This is a genomic window from Mediterraneibacter catenae (genome assembly GCF_008691045.1).
Lineage (GTDB): Bacteria > Bacillota > Clostridia > Lachnospirales > Lachnospiraceae > Mediterraneibacter > Mediterraneibacter ornithocaccae.
The window spans coordinates 78,852-92,049 of sequence record NZ_VMSO01000005.1 but is presented as its reverse complement, the minus strand read 5'-3'; the positions used below and the strand labels follow the sequence as shown (position 1 = coordinate 92,049).

Sequence of the window (13,198 nt, the reverse complement as noted above, 5' to 3'; positions counted from 1 at the left end):
TAATCATGAAAGGGGGCTGTATTCTTTATGACTATTCAGGAACTTACCCGTTATTTTCTCCAATACGGTGCTTTTTTCATTTACCTGATCGTACTTTTGGAATATCTGAATCTTCCGGGATTCCCTGCAGGTGTTATCATGCCGTTGGCAGGGATCTGGGCGGATCGGGGAGCGATAAGTTTTCCGGTTGTCATGGTGCTTACAGTGGCGGCAGGGCTTACAGGAAGCTGGGCTCTCTATCTGCTTGGAAGATTCGGCGGCAACAAGGTGCTCGGATTCTATTTTAAGAAATTTCCGAAGCATAAGCCTGTCATTGAGGAGAAGATGAGTTATCTGAGAGAGAAGGGATGTATCGGCGTATTCGTGAGTAAACTGCTTCCGATGGTGCGCACGCTCATCTCGATTCCGGCAGGCATGGTAAAGATGGATTTTGCAAAATATACAGTGAGCTCCGTCTGCGGAATATTCCTCTGGAACCTGACATTTGTCGGAGCAGGATATTTCTTCGGAGATGCGGCAATCAATTTTTTTACATAGAGGAGGGGCAGGACATGAAGATCGCAATGCTGACGAATAATTACCGGCCGTTTGTGGGAGGAGTCCCAATCTCAGTGGAGCGGCAGGCACAGGAGCTTGTAAAGCTGGGGCATCAGGTGACAGTATTTGCGCCGATGTACGAAAGCGACGAAAAAGAACAGAATGAAAGACTTCAAAAGGAGATACAGGCAGAAGATGAGAGATCGCCGGAGCGCGTCATCCGCTATCACTCCCAGAAGAAAAAGATGGATAACGGGATGGTCTATCCGGGAATTTATCCGGCGGAAATATTTGATGTATTTGAAAGAGAGCGATTTGACTACATACATGTGCACCACCCGATGTTTGTCGGGCCATGGGCGCTGTGGCTGGGAAGAAAGTACGGCATACCGGTCATCTATACATACCATACGAGATATGAAGACTATCTGCATTACATCCCGTGCTTCAGGACCAGAGAGGAAAGCACTGTTGTAAAAAGAAAAGCAGTAGAGTGGATACAGAAGAAAGTCATTCCGGCTTATATGAGATGGTTTTGCAACCGGTGTGATCTTGTGCTCGCGCCGTCCGAGGGGATGCAGCAGATGATAAAAGGATATGGAGTAAATACGCCGGTCGCAGTATTCCCGACCGGACTTGATGAATCATTCTTCAGAAAAAATGCCAGGCGGGCGCAGGAGATCAGAGAAACATGCAGCAGAGGAAAACGTCATCTCCTTGTCACAGTATCCAGACTGGAAAAAGAAAAAAATTACGGTTTTCTCCTGCGGGGGATCGCAGAGCTTGAGAGAAAGATGGGAGATGATTTCCACGTACTTATTATAGGAGATGGAAGCCAGAAGGCAGAGCTGAAGGTGAGAGCATCTATCCTCGGGATTCGGGATAAGGTGACTTTTGCCGGAAACATTCCCAATGATCAGGTGAAAGACTATCTGAATGCAGCGGATCTGTTTTTATTTGCATCAAAGTCGGAGACTCAGGGGATTGTGCTCGCGGAGGCGCTTGCGGCGGGAACACCGGTCGTGGCGGTGCATGCGGTGGGATCGGATGACATCATCAGGAATGGAGAAAACGGATTTCTGACTGCTGAGCGGGAAGACGAGTGGGCGGAAAAAGTCATCGAGACGCTGCAGGAAGAAAATCTTGAGAGGATGAAGAGTGCGGCTTTTATATCTGCCGGTAATTACCGCTCCTCAAGACTTGCCATCTACGAGGAGATGCTCTACAATCAATGTGGGTTCAGGAAAGGAGACAGACTTTATGAGACTGAAGAAGGTCGGAGAGAACGCTCTGCAATGGCTCTTCGTTAATTATCTGAGATGGATCGAGCGGACTGTTACGATCCGGTGGAGTGAGGAGAACCGGTACGGGGACAGCCAGATATTCGGGTTCTGGCATGAAGACAGCTTCTTTATGAATCTTGTCCTGGAGAAACTGGCGCATAAGACAACGCCTGTAGATGTGATCGTGACTGCGGATACACGCGGAAACTATATAGAGAACATGGTGAAAAGATGCGGCGGAAATGCGCTGCGTGTGCCGGACGGATATAAAGCCTTTGCAGCGCTGAAAAAGATCATTCAGGATTCCTATGAGAAGACACACTCTATTGCCGTGGCGCTGGACGGACCGCTGGGGCCGAGACACGAGCCTAAAAAGCTGGCATTTTACCTGTCAGAGCATGCAGAAGAAGATTTTGTCGGTATCTGTCTTGCGTATTCTTCCTGCATCAGGCTGAAACACCGCTGGGATAAATATGTAATACCGCTGCCGTATACTACAGTGACGGTAGAGGTAAAGAATTACGGAGTGGTAATGAAAAACCGGATACCGGAACTTCCGACAGCGGCGGGGAAGACAGAAGCGGCTGCGGCGGCAGGAATCTTTTCGGCATATTAAAAAGATAATTTGAAAAAACAAAGGGAGAAGAGGAGACATCATGGAGACAAATAACATATTGATCGTAGAGGATGACAAGGAGATCCGCGAGGGCGTCCAGATATATCTGCAGAGTCAGGGATATAAAGTGTTTCAGGCTGCAGACGGCATTGAAGGGCTTGAGATCATTGATAAAGAGGATATTCACCTGGCCATTGTAGATATCATGATGCCCAGGATGGACGGTATCCGAATGACGATGAAACTGAGAGAAAAGCATGACTTTCCGGTGATCATGCTGTCGGCAAAGTCCGAGGAAGTGGATAAGATCACGGGATTGAATATCGGAGCGGATGATTATGTGACGAAGCCGTTCACCCCGATGGAACTGATGGCGAGGGTAAATTCACAGCTCAGGCGCTACCGTAAGTTTCTGGAGAAACTGGCGCCGCAGGAAAATGTGCATGTGATCGGCGGACTGGAGATCAATGAGGATGCAGTGGAAGTGACGATGGACGGAAAGCCGGTCAAACTGACACCCATCGAGTATAAAATCCTGCTCCTGCTGGCGAAGAATCCGGGGAGAGTATTCTCCTCCGAGGAGATCTACGAGCGGGTATGGCAGGAAAAGGCGATCAATACGGATACGATCATGGTGCATGTAAGAAACATAAGAGAAAAGATCGAACTTGATCCGAAGAATCCTAAATATTTAAAGGTGGTGTGGGGAGTTGGATACAAAATCGAAAAACAGCCGTAAGACAGGGATTATCGTAGTCGTTATATTTTTAAGTATCTGTTCCATGATCATGATGTCGCAGTACGGCAATATGAAGTACGCTATAGACAGTGCAAATACCGAGACTACTGAGGAGAACACGCAGTCGGCATTATATGAGAATGCGCTCTTATCTATCAGCTATGATCTGGCAGAAGGCAATTTCCTTCTTTATAATGAGTATTCCGGGGAGACTGATCCGGCTGAAGTGCTGGATGAATATGGACAGAGAGATTTCGATTTGACGAAAAAATATTTGGATTACGGTGTGTTTGATGAAGAAGGGCAACAGCTTCTTGACAATATAGATGAAGAAACAGTTGAGCGGCTGGATTCAAATGGTGAGGCTGCTTCCGGTTATGCATTCCGGGCTCATTATACTTTTTCTGATAGCGGGGAACTTTCTTCTGTTCAGATTGATGGAACTGCAATGAGTCCCGAGGAAGAATATAATCTGGAATCCACGTATCTGTCATCCGCCCAGGAAGTGGAATACAATGAGGAAATTTCAAGTATTGCGGTTCCGGAGAGTATTTCTGTGATTTATGGAATGGATCAGGAAAATCTGGAGGAATTTACTGAAGCCTATTCCCTGGAATATGGAGAGTATGAGGTACAGCTTAATAGTGTGGCGGATACATCATATTATGGAGAGACACTCCGGACTCTGTGCTTTGTCGTGTTCCTTGTGGCGCTGCTTCTTCCGGTCAGAAGAAAACTGGATATCAGTGATATGAAGATATTTGATGTTCCCTTTGAAGTGCCGATACTAGTATGGCTCTTTATATATATGGTTTATCTGGATGAACTTCCGGTACGGATTGTGGATCTGACGATAGAGGGGACGCTGCTTCCAGGTATGGGGCACGGAATGGAAATCCTTGCAACGGCATTGAATTTTGTTATGTGGTTCTTTATCTTTGGCCTGATATTCTGGAGCGTGACATCTCTGCGTGCTATGTTCCGCATGAAGGGAGCATACTGGCGTGAGAGGACATTGACGATGAAGCTGATCCGGCACTATCGCGGTCAGGGAACAGAGAGCGATGAGGAGATGGTGAGAAAGGCAGGCGGTCTGATAAAAAGAATCAAGGGTTTTCTTGCGAAACAGTATGACGCACTGCAGCATATTGATTTCCGGGAGAAGACGAACCGGACGATCCTTAAGATCGTGATCATCAACTATATCATTCTGGCGATCGTATGTTTCTTCTGGTATTACGGAACACTTGCACTTATCATATATTCAGTGCTCCTGTTCTTCTTCCTCAGAAAGTATGTAAAGGATCTGCAGGAAAAGTATAAGCTGCTCTTAAAGTCAACAAACCAGCTTGCGGAAGGCCATCTGGACGTACCGATCGAGGGGGATATCGGAGTGTTCAACCCGATCCAGGAGGAGCTGAAGAAGATTCAGAAAGGCTTTAAGAAAGCAGTAGATGAAGAAGTAAAAAATGAGCGAATGAAGACTGAACTGGTTACAAATGTTTCTCATGACCTGCGGACGCCTCTGACGGCGATCATCACATATACGGACCTTCTGAAAAATGAAAAGGACGAAGAAAAACGAAAAGAATACATCGATGTGCTGGAGCGCAAGTCGCTGCGTCTGAAAGTCCTCATTGAAGACCTTTTCGAAATCAGCAAGGCGGCAAGCAAGAGTGTCACAATGCATTTTATGAAAGTGGATATTGTGGATCTTCTCAAGCAGGTGGGGCTTGAAAATGACAGTAAGATAAAAGGCGCTAATCTTGAAATTCGATGGAAACTGCCGGAGCACAAGCTTGTCATGTGGCTGGACAGCCAGAAGACATACCGGATCTTTGAGAATCTCATCGTGAATATTACAAAATATGCGATGCCCCATACGCGAGTCTACATCGAGATGACGGAGCAGGAGAATGACGTGCATATTTCTATGAAGAATGTCTCGGCAACAGAGCTGAACTTCGACACCGAGGAGATCACTGATCGTTTCGTACGAGGAGATACTTCGAGAAATACCGAAGGTTCCGGTCTTGGTCTGGCGATCGCCAAGAGTTTTGTGGAACTGCAGCACGGTACACTGAAAATTTCTACGGAGGCAGATCTATTTAAAGCAGATATCACACTGCCCAAACTGGAAATCCCGCCGGAGTAGTTACTCCGACGGGATTTTATGATATTATGTCAGTAACGAATAAATGGAGTGAAAAAAGGAGAAAAAATATGAAGTATGAAGTTAGAGGCAATGAACTCCCAGTGGTAATCTGTTATCTGGAAAGCGGGGAATCTATGATAACCGAGCGCGGCTCCATGAGCTGGATGTCGCCGAATATGAAGATGGAGACGACGTCCAACGGCGGGATCGGGAAGGCTCTTGGCAGAATGTTTGCCGGAGAGGCAATCTTTCAGAACAGATACACAGCGATGGGAGGCAATGGAATGATCGCGTTTGCATCCAGTTTCCCCGGACAGATCAGACCGTGGGAGATCAGGCCGGGAAATGAGGTTATCGTTCAGAAGACGGGATTTCTTGCGGCAGAGGAGAGCGTGGAACTGTCCGTGTTTTTCCAGAAGAAGCTGGGTGCCGGATTCTTTGGCGGTGAAGGATTCATTATGCAGAGGCTTTCCGGTCATGGCATGGCGTTTCTTGAATTCGACGGTCATGTAGTGGAATATAATCTTCAGCCCGGCCAGCAGATTGTAGTCGATACAGGATATCTTGCGGCGATGGATGTTACCTGCAGTATGGAAATTAAAAGTGTTCCGGGTCTGAAAAATATGGTCTTTGGCGGTGAGGGAATATTCAATACAGTGATTACCGGGCCGGGGCGGGTATGGCTTCAGACAATGCCGCTGTCAGGCGTTGCAGAGCAGATACTTAAATTCCTGCCGCCGAGCAAATAAGGGGGAGGTCAATATGGCAGACAGGTTACACACTGCGCAGCTTGTGATAAATGAAGTAGAAAAAGCAGTCGTGGGAAAGCGGGACATACTTACAAAGATCATGACAGCGATTCTTGCAGGAGGACATATATTGATAGAGGATATTCCGGGGACAGGTAAGACAACAATGGCGCTTGCATTCTCAAAGGCTATGGGACTCGAGGCCCGGCGTGTGCAGTTTACTCCGGATGTGCTCCCGTCGGATTTGACGGGGTTTACCGTTTATCAGAAGGAAACGGGACAATTTGTATATCAGCCGGGAGCGGTCATGTGCAATCTTCTGCTGGCTGACGAGATCAACAGAACGTCTCCGAAGACCCAGTCTGCCCTGCTGGAAGTAATGGAGGAGCGGCAGGTTACGGTAGATGGAGTGACCCGCCGGACAGGGGAGCCATTTATCGTGATCGCCACCGAGAATCCTGCGGGATCAGCAGGCACCCAGCTTCTGCCGGAGTCCCAGCTTGATCGTTTTATGATCTGTGTCAGTATGGGATATCCTACTGTGGAGGAAGAGATGGAGATCCTGCGCAGGAGTCAGGATGAGGACCGGACTGCAGGAATCTATCCGGTTCTTGACGCGGCGGCTTTGCAGGAAATGATACGCGAAGCGAGAGAAATTTATATGCATGACAGAATCTGCCGGTACATTGCAGAGCTGGCCAGAGCATCCAGGGAAAACACATGGACAGAATTAGGCTTAAGTCCGAGAGGGACAGTTGCGCTGACTGCGATGGCGAAAGCCTGTGCCTGTCTGAAAGGACGCGAGTATGTAGTCCCGTCTGATGTAGAAGAAGTATTTCCATGTGTTGCAGCCCACAGGATCATTCTGAATATGAAAGCTAAGGTAGGGCATGTGAAAGTTGAAGAAGTAGTCCGGCAGATTCTTGAAAGTACGGAAAAGCCGGCATTAAAGACAAGGCGGTAGTGAAATGGTCAGAAGAACAGCAGGATATCTGGCGGTGCTGCTTGTCACCGCGTACCTGTTTTTTATGTATGATGCTCCGGTACTGTCCGGTATACTGGTGTTTTGTGCCGTTTATCCGGCAGCCTCCGGCGTATATCTCATAGCAGCGGGGAAAAAAGTTGTCCCTGATCTTGAGAGAGTTCCGCCGCTGGGGGAAAAGGGGAAGAAAATCAAGGCTGGAATATCTGTAAAAAACAAATCAGGCAGGCTGAGTCTGCGCTATGAGTTTCAGGTGGCGGTCAGAAACAGCAGCGGCAGAAAATGCGGGAAAAAGCGCTTCCGTGGCGTACTCATTCCAAAAGGAGAGGAAACGGTCTGGCTAACATTTGACACAGAGTATTGCGGCGTTATGGAAATTTGTCTTGACAGCATAAGAATATATGATTTCCTCGGTATATTTTACAGAAAAGTAAGGTGGAAGAAAACTGCCGGAATCAAAGTGATGCCCCAATTTGAACTTATGCCTCTGGAAATCACGCGCAGGACGAGAGAGTTTCAGGCGGACGCGCAGGAGTTTTCCCAGGAGAGACGGGGAGATGATCCGTCGGAGATCTATCAGGTCAGAGAATATCGAGAGAAGGACTCTCTGAAGGACATTCATTGGAAATTAAGTGCAAGAGAAGAGCAGCTTATGGTAAAAGAACGGAGCTTCCCTCTGGGGTGTGTAGTACTGATCTACATTGATTACCGGTCAGGAGATCGGTCGGTAGCAGGATTTTCAAAGATGCTGGAGACGGTTGCTTCTCTTACGATTACTCTGGTTTCCGAAAAATGTATCCATATGGCGGCATGGTATGAAGAAAAAAACGAGAGACTGGTCAGATGGCGTATCTCTGACGAGGAGAGTGCGTGCGATATGATATGGAATCTTATGGAGATACAGCCGTACCGGGATGCAGAAAAAGCACAGGTGTGTTACGATGACGCATTTCGGGGTCAGGAATTTTCCAGTGTTGTTACTATAGACAGATACGGAAACATGAAAAATAATGGGGAAGGCTTTGAGTTCCTGAGATTATGACAGTGTCAATGCGCAAAGAGAAACGGAGAGCGGCGAAAATGAGAAACAGGAGTTCAGGTATAAAAATATATCGGGCGGGGCCGGAGGAGAGGAAAAGAAACAGGGGAAGTCTTTCAATTTTTCTCCTTCAGGCAGCAGCCATGTGTTTTCTTATGATTGCGTGGTGGAATGCATTTCTGTCGGTATTCCGGCTGCCGCTTCACACTGGATGGCTGTATGGTGGGACTGTGGCTGCAGTTCTCCTGCTGGGTACAGTTAACCGGAGATTCGGTGCGAGGGCAGTGGGGGCAGGGCTGGCTGTTGCAGCAATTCTTCTCTGGTATGGCAGAGATCTGGCTATTAACCTCTATGAGTGGATCGGGCAGAATTATGAGACACTGTTTTCGGCACAGCCTGCAGGGCAGGCAGCCTACAGCTATGCGTCGGTACTGATCAGTGTGCCTGTCCTGGAATTGCTGCTGTGTGTACAGCGGACAGGGAGAGGAAAGGCAGCGGCAGGGCTTGTGATCTGTGCACCTTTCATCACTGCGGCCTGCGCGGGATGGTTTCAGACCGTGCTGCCGTCCTGGCTGCTGATCATGGGAGCGGCTGCATACTATGCTTCTTCGGTTTCCGGGGCAGGAAGGACAGGCAGAGGGCTGTTCATGTGGAGACATGCCCTGCTGACGATGGCAATGTGTTCAGTGCTGGCTATTCTGTCCTTTCAGGCAGGAAAAGGTCTGGATGCGGGAAGGGAAGCGGAGGACAGCTTCTATTTCCGGATGCGAGGAACGATTACATCGGAAGTAGTCGGAGGAATAGAGGATCTGATGACAGCTGTGACAGGGGAAGACCGGACGGAAGAAGCAGCGGAAGAAGAAAATACGGATTTGGCAGATGACGAGACTTTGGAGGGGATGCAGCAGGATGAAAACATTCAGGACGAGTTCCGGCAGGATGATATAGCTGCAGAGGAGGCGATACAGGAGGATATCACAGCAGGGAGCGTATTCGACAGTCCGTCTTATCATGCGGAGAGCGATACAGTTAATCTGGGAAGTATTGCCCGTTTTGAACCTTCCACGGCTGAAATGCCTGAAATAAGAATGGACAGGAGGCCGGAAAGTACAGTATACGTTGCAGAAAATCTGGGGGGTGTCTATTCTGATAATTCCTGGAACATGACAGATACCCGGCCGTCGGATGAGGAATGCAGGGAGTATCCGGCGGAACTTGAAGAAACACTGGCGGCATTGTGCGGAAGCTGGGCAGACGGTTCTTTTGAGGAGGTGCGGCAGGGAATCAGCCGGGAACTGACAAGTCGTGCCGTGTATGATACAGCCCCCGGAGCGACGCCGGCGGGCGAGGACTTTGTGGAGTATTTTTTGTTTGAGAATCATAAAGGGTTCTGTGTCCATTTCGCTACAGCGGCTACACTGATATATCGTTACTGTGGATATACTGCGAGATATGCGGAAGGGTATGCCATACCTGCTTCTGCTTTCCATGAAGACGAAACAGGAGGGTATGTGGCTCAGATCACGGGAAATATGGGACATGCATGGTGCCAGGTGTATGATGAGCAGACAAGGGAATGGCTGGATATGGAGCATACACCTCCTGCACCGGCAGATACATCCGGAGCGCCTCCGGCAGCAAGTTCTGAATATGAAGAGACGATCAGAGAAAAAGTAGTGTATGAAATCCTGCCCGTCCTGCTCCCGGTATGCCTGACAGTCTTTCTGTGCGCCGCACTTTTCTTCGGGCAGGCCGCACTCAGGAGCGCGCGGCGCGAGCAGCGGTTCCGGAAGAAAAAAGACGGTGAGGGAATCAGAGAGATGTATGCGGCTGTTTTAAAAACGGCAAAGTTTCAGGGGGTGGAGATCAAAGAACCTCTGGCTGAGGATATGGCGGAGCAACTGTATACAGAATATCCCGAACTTGAAGAAAAAGAATGGGAATGGATGTACAATCGGGCAATGGAAAGCATGTTTTACCATCTGGATCATGAGAAAAACGACTGGGTGAAAATGAGAACATTGTATATACATTTCCGGAAAGCAGCTCTCGGACGTATGAGCCGGGGACAGAGATGGCGGTTCCGGTATGTATACTGTTTATAAAAAACGGTAAAGGGGACGTAGTAAAACCGCGTTTTACTACGTCCCCTTTACCGTATTCGGTTAATCAGAAGCGAAAATCTCTTCTGTTATCCTGTTCAATGAGTCTTAAATTTTCCAGTACGACAGCGCGCGCCTTTTCATTCGGCACGTTGAGGACTTCTCTGTCGATCAGTTTATCTCCGATTGCCTTTGTCTCCGGAGATGCGTAATCCATCAGGTATTCTTTGAGTGTCATAAGTGCATTGGGATGGCAGCAGTTCTGGATCTGTCCGCTCTTGCACAGTGACATGAATCTGTCTCCGGTACGTCCTTCGCGGTAACATGCAGTGCAGAAGCTCGGGATGTAATCCATCTCCATGAGCCAGCGTACGACTTCATCCAGTGTGCGGTTGTCGCTGACGTCGAACTGCTCGGATTTCTCATCCTCCGGTTCCGGCTCGCAGTAGCCGCCCACGCTTGTTCTGGAGCCGCCGCTGATCTGGGAGATTCCCAGATGCAGGACGCGCTCTCTGGTCTTCTGGTTTTCGCGCGTGGAGATGATCATGCCCGTATAAGGAACGGCGATGCGGATGCAGGCGACGATTTTGGCAAATGTATCATCATCGATGCCGTTGTCAAAGTCCTCGGGATTAATGTCATCCGCGTGTTTCAGTCGCGGTACGCTGATCGTGTGCGGTCCCACGCCGAATGCTGCTTCCAGATGTTCCGCATGCATCAGGAGTCCTGCGAATTCGTAGCGGTATTTGTCCAGGCCGAAGAGGACTCCCAGTCCTACATCATCGATACCGCCCTCCATGGCGCGGTCCATTGCCTCTGTGTGATAGTTGTAGTCGTGCTTTGGACCCGTCGGGTGCAGTTCGAGATAGCTTTCCTTGTGGTAGGTCTCCTGGAAAAGGATATAAGTACCGATCCCTGCTTCTTTGAGGAGGCGGTAGTTATCGACAGTCGTTGCCGCAATATTGATATTCACGCGGCGGATGGCGCCGTTTTTGTGTTTGATGCTGTAGATAGTCTCGATGGATTTCAGATAATAGTCCATCGTATTTCTTACCGGATCTTCACCGGCTTCCAGGGCGAGACGCTTGTGCCCCATATCCTGGAGTGCGATGACCTCTCTTCTGATATCTTCCTGGGAAAGCTGTTTTCTCGGGATGTGTTTGTTCTTTGCATGATACGGGCAGTAGGTGCACCCGTTGATGCAGTAATTGGACAGGTACAGGGGAGCAAACATCACGATTCTGTTTCCGTAGAAATCTTTCTTGATCTGTTCTGCCAGCTTATAGATTTCCTGATTCTTTTCCTCAATAGGACAGGCGAGCAGTACGGATGCTTCCCTGTGAGTGAGCCCTTTTCTCTTCTTTGCCTTCTCGATGATCGAGTCGATGAGTTCGATATTTTCTTTGTTTTCATCGGCATAAGCAAGTGTCTCAAGGATTTCCTCGTGATTGATAAAATCATCTGCACATTTTGAATTTACGTCATACATTATACATTCCTCCTATTTCAGTAAATTAAATTTTGTCTGCAGCAGTTCCGCCCGCTGACATCAGATGGCTGAACTGTTTTATATATTCAGTGAATCGCCCCGGTCCACAGTGATGTGATATCCGATTTTTTCCATTCGTTCTTTCAAATTGTTCAGGCTTTCAGCCGCCTCGTCTCCGGTACAGATCTTATTGTCATACAGAAGATACTTTTTCCTGACCTGTGCGGGGGATAGATTCGGCATGACTACATTTGCTCCGGCAAGTATGCCTTTTTCCCTTCCATCAGGATCAATGGTCCCGAGTGCAGTGGTGGCCGGGAGCAGCACGCGGGGCAGCAGGAGCCGGATCAGTCCGAGCATGAAGACCGTCAGCTCTGCAGTTCCGCCGGGCGCATCGGCAAACGGGGTGTCATGGTGCGGGACAAAAGGGCCGATTCCGACCATCTGGGGATTCAGTCTTGCAAGAAACATCATATCGTCCGCAAGATTTTCCGGTGTCTGATATGGGGATCCTACCATGAACCCGGTGCCCACCTGGTAGCCGGTCTTCTTAAGATTCCACAGGCACTTGCGGCGATGTGAGGCGGAGAGCTGCGGCGGATGCAGTCTGCCGTAATGCCCGCAGTCATATGTCTCGTGGCGGAGCAGATACCGGTCAGCGCCGGCATCATAAAGTCTCTGGTAACTCTCAGGGGAGCGCTCGCCCACCGAGAGGGTGATCGCACAGTCGGGGAAACCGGTGCGTATTGAAGAAACGATATCGCAGAGGCGGTCATCGGTAAAATATCCGTCTTCGCCGCCCTGGAGCACGAAGGTGCGGAATCCGAGTTCATACCCGTGCTCACAGCAGGAGAGGACCTCCTCTTTTGAGAGGCGGTATCGCTGTGCGTTTCCGTTGCTTTTGCGGATGCCGCAGTAGTAGCAGTCGTTTCTGCAGTAGTTGGTGAACTCGATCAGTCCGCGGATATAGATATCGTGACCGTAATAGCGGATACGGACAGCCCGGGCCAGCTCAAACAGATATTCGGCGGTGCCGTGGGTACGCTCCCGGATGAGCGTGACCCATTCGTCACGTTTCAGTTCCCGTGTCAGGCAGAGCTTATCGATGAGCGCTTTTACTTTTGCTTCTCTGTCATTCGGCGTCATATGTTTTTCCCGTAGATCGTCTTTGTGCTCACTCCGGGCAGCATCCCCAGTTTGCCTGAGAGGGCACTTATGATATTGTTCGGCGCATCCATCGCCACACTGATGACATGGATGCCTTTCTCCCTGTAGGGAATCCCCATCCTGCCGATCACATATTCTCCGTATTCGCTCAGCAGATGGTTCAGTTCATCGACAGACTCTCTTGACTCGAGGATGATGCCGATGAGGGCGATTCTTGTCTCCATATAAACCTCCTGAAAATAAAAACAGCGCCGTACGGCGCCTGAGTATCAAAAGCAGAGAGGGATAAGCCCTCTGTACAGCTTCCGGTATGCGCGCCTTTTTGCTCAGGTCATATATA

General features: G+C 49.1%; 12 protein-coding genes. 9 read left to right on the top strand and 3 right to left on the bottom strand.

What is annotated here, in order from left to right; translation table 11 throughout:
- Nucleotides 1-27: 27 nt before the first annotated feature.
- From FNY66_RS05680 to FNY66_RS05640, 9 genes are all read left to right on the top strand, one after another.
- The gene (locus FNY66_RS05680; protein ID WP_150310539.1) at nucleotides 28-537 is read left to right on the top strand and encodes a DedA family protein; all 510 of its coding nucleotides are present in this window, start codon (nucleotides 28-30) and stop codon (nucleotides 535-537) included.
- Nucleotides 538-551: 14 nt separating this feature from the next.
- A complete protein-coding gene (locus FNY66_RS05675) occupies nucleotides 552-1,847 on the top strand; it encodes a glycosyltransferase (RefSeq protein ID WP_150310538.1) in 1,296 nt (431 codons plus the stop codon).
- Complete coding sequence (locus FNY66_RS05670; protein ID WP_229409453.1) at nucleotides 1,798-2,436, top strand: lysophospholipid acyltransferase family protein; 639 nt, start codon at nucleotides 1,798-1,800, stop codon at nucleotides 2,434-2,436. Before FNY66_RS05675 ends, FNY66_RS05670 begins: the two co-directional genes overlap by 50 nt.
- A gap of 40 nt (nucleotides 2,437-2,476) precedes the next feature.
- Nucleotides 2,477-3,175, top strand: a complete 699-nt coding sequence (locus FNY66_RS05665) for a response regulator transcription factor (protein ID WP_087150923.1) — start codon at nucleotides 2,477-2,479, stop codon at nucleotides 3,173-3,175.
- Nucleotides 3,147-5,330, top strand: a complete 2,184-nt coding sequence (locus FNY66_RS05660) for a sensor histidine kinase (RefSeq protein WP_150310537.1) — start codon at nucleotides 3,147-3,149, stop codon at nucleotides 5,328-5,330. The genes FNY66_RS05665 and FNY66_RS05660 overlap by 29 nt, the downstream gene beginning before the upstream one ends.
- A 68-nt stretch (nucleotides 5,331-5,398) precedes the next feature.
- On the top strand, nucleotides 5,399-6,079 hold the full coding sequence (locus FNY66_RS05655) for a TIGR00266 family protein (protein ID WP_150310536.1): 681 nt from the start codon (nucleotides 5,399-5,401) through the stop codon (nucleotides 6,077-6,079).
- Between the two features lie 13 nt (nucleotides 6,080-6,092).
- Nucleotides 6,093-7,043 carry an AAA family ATPase gene (locus tag FNY66_RS05650; protein WP_087150927.1) on the top strand — a complete coding sequence of 317 codons (951 nt, stop codon included), beginning with the start codon at nucleotides 6,093-6,095 and terminating at the stop codon, nucleotides 7,041-7,043.
- 4 nt (nucleotides 7,044-7,047) lie between these two features.
- Complete coding sequence (locus FNY66_RS05645; RefSeq protein WP_150310535.1) at nucleotides 7,048-8,103, top strand: DUF58 domain-containing protein; 1,056 nt, start codon at nucleotides 7,048-7,050, stop codon at nucleotides 8,101-8,103.
- A 38-nt stretch (nucleotides 8,104-8,141) separates the two neighbouring features.
- A complete protein-coding gene (locus FNY66_RS05640) occupies nucleotides 8,142-10,205 on the top strand; it encodes a transglutaminase-like domain-containing protein (RefSeq protein WP_190324794.1) in 2,064 nt (687 codons plus the stop codon).
- A 64-nt stretch (nucleotides 10,206-10,269) separates the two neighbouring features.
- Here the strand turns inward: FNY66_RS05640 and hydG are convergent, their stop codons facing one another.
- The 3 genes from hydG to FNY66_RS05625 form a co-directional block, all read right to left on the bottom strand.
- On the bottom strand, nucleotides 10,270-11,691 hold the full coding sequence (gene hydG, locus FNY66_RS05635) for a [FeFe] hydrogenase H-cluster radical SAM maturase HydG (protein ID WP_087150930.1): 1,422 nt from the start codon (nucleotides 11,689-11,691) through the stop codon (nucleotides 10,270-10,272).
- A gap of 78 nt (nucleotides 11,692-11,769) precedes the next feature.
- Complete coding sequence (gene hydE / locus FNY66_RS05630) at nucleotides 11,770-12,837, bottom strand: [FeFe] hydrogenase H-cluster radical SAM maturase HydE (RefSeq protein WP_150310533.1); 1,068 nt, start codon at nucleotides 12,835-12,837, stop codon at nucleotides 11,770-11,772.
- Nucleotides 12,834-13,082, bottom strand: a complete 249-nt coding sequence (locus tag FNY66_RS05625; RefSeq protein ID WP_087150932.1) for a TM1266 family iron-only hydrogenase system putative regulator — start codon at nucleotides 13,080-13,082, stop codon at nucleotides 12,834-12,836. Before FNY66_RS05625 ends, hydE begins: the two co-directional genes overlap by 4 nt.
- Between the last annotated feature and the right edge of the window lie 116 nt (nucleotides 13,083-13,198).

Coding starts and splice junctions, on each gene's coding strand:
- FNY66_RS05625 (WP_087150932.1), bottom strand. CDS start 13,082: ATGGAGACAAGAATCGCCCTCATCGGCATCATCCTCGAGTCAAGAGAG.
- FNY66_RS05670 (WP_229409453.1), top strand. CDS start 1,798: ATGAGACTGAAGAAGGTCGGAGAGAACGCTCTGCAATGGCTCTTCGTT.
- hydG (WP_087150930.1), bottom strand. CDS start 11,691: ATGTATGACGTAAATTCAAAATGTGCAGATGATTTTATCAATCACGAG.
- FNY66_RS05665 (WP_087150923.1), top strand. CDS start 2,477: ATGGAGACAAATAACATATTGATCGTAGAGGATGACAAGGAGATCCGC.
- FNY66_RS05655 (WP_150310536.1), top strand. CDS start 5,399: ATGAAGTATGAAGTTAGAGGCAATGAACTCCCAGTGGTAATCTGTTAT.
- FNY66_RS05640 (WP_190324794.1), top strand. CDS start 8,142: ATGAGAAACAGGAGTTCAGGTATAAAAATATATCGGGCGGGGCCGGAG.
- FNY66_RS05650 (WP_087150927.1), top strand. CDS start 6,093: ATGGCAGACAGGTTACACACTGCGCAGCTTGTGATAAATGAAGTAGAA.
- hydE (WP_150310533.1), bottom strand. CDS start 12,837: ATGACGCCGAATGACAGAGAAGCAAAAGTAAAAGCGCTCATCGATAAG.
- FNY66_RS05680 (WP_150310539.1), top strand. CDS start 28: ATGACTATTCAGGAACTTACCCGTTATTTTCTCCAATACGGTGCTTTT.
- FNY66_RS05645 (WP_150310535.1), top strand. CDS start 7,048: ATGGTCAGAAGAACAGCAGGATATCTGGCGGTGCTGCTTGTCACCGCG.
- FNY66_RS05675 (WP_150310538.1), top strand. CDS start 552: ATGAAGATCGCAATGCTGACGAATAATTACCGGCCGTTTGTGGGAGGA.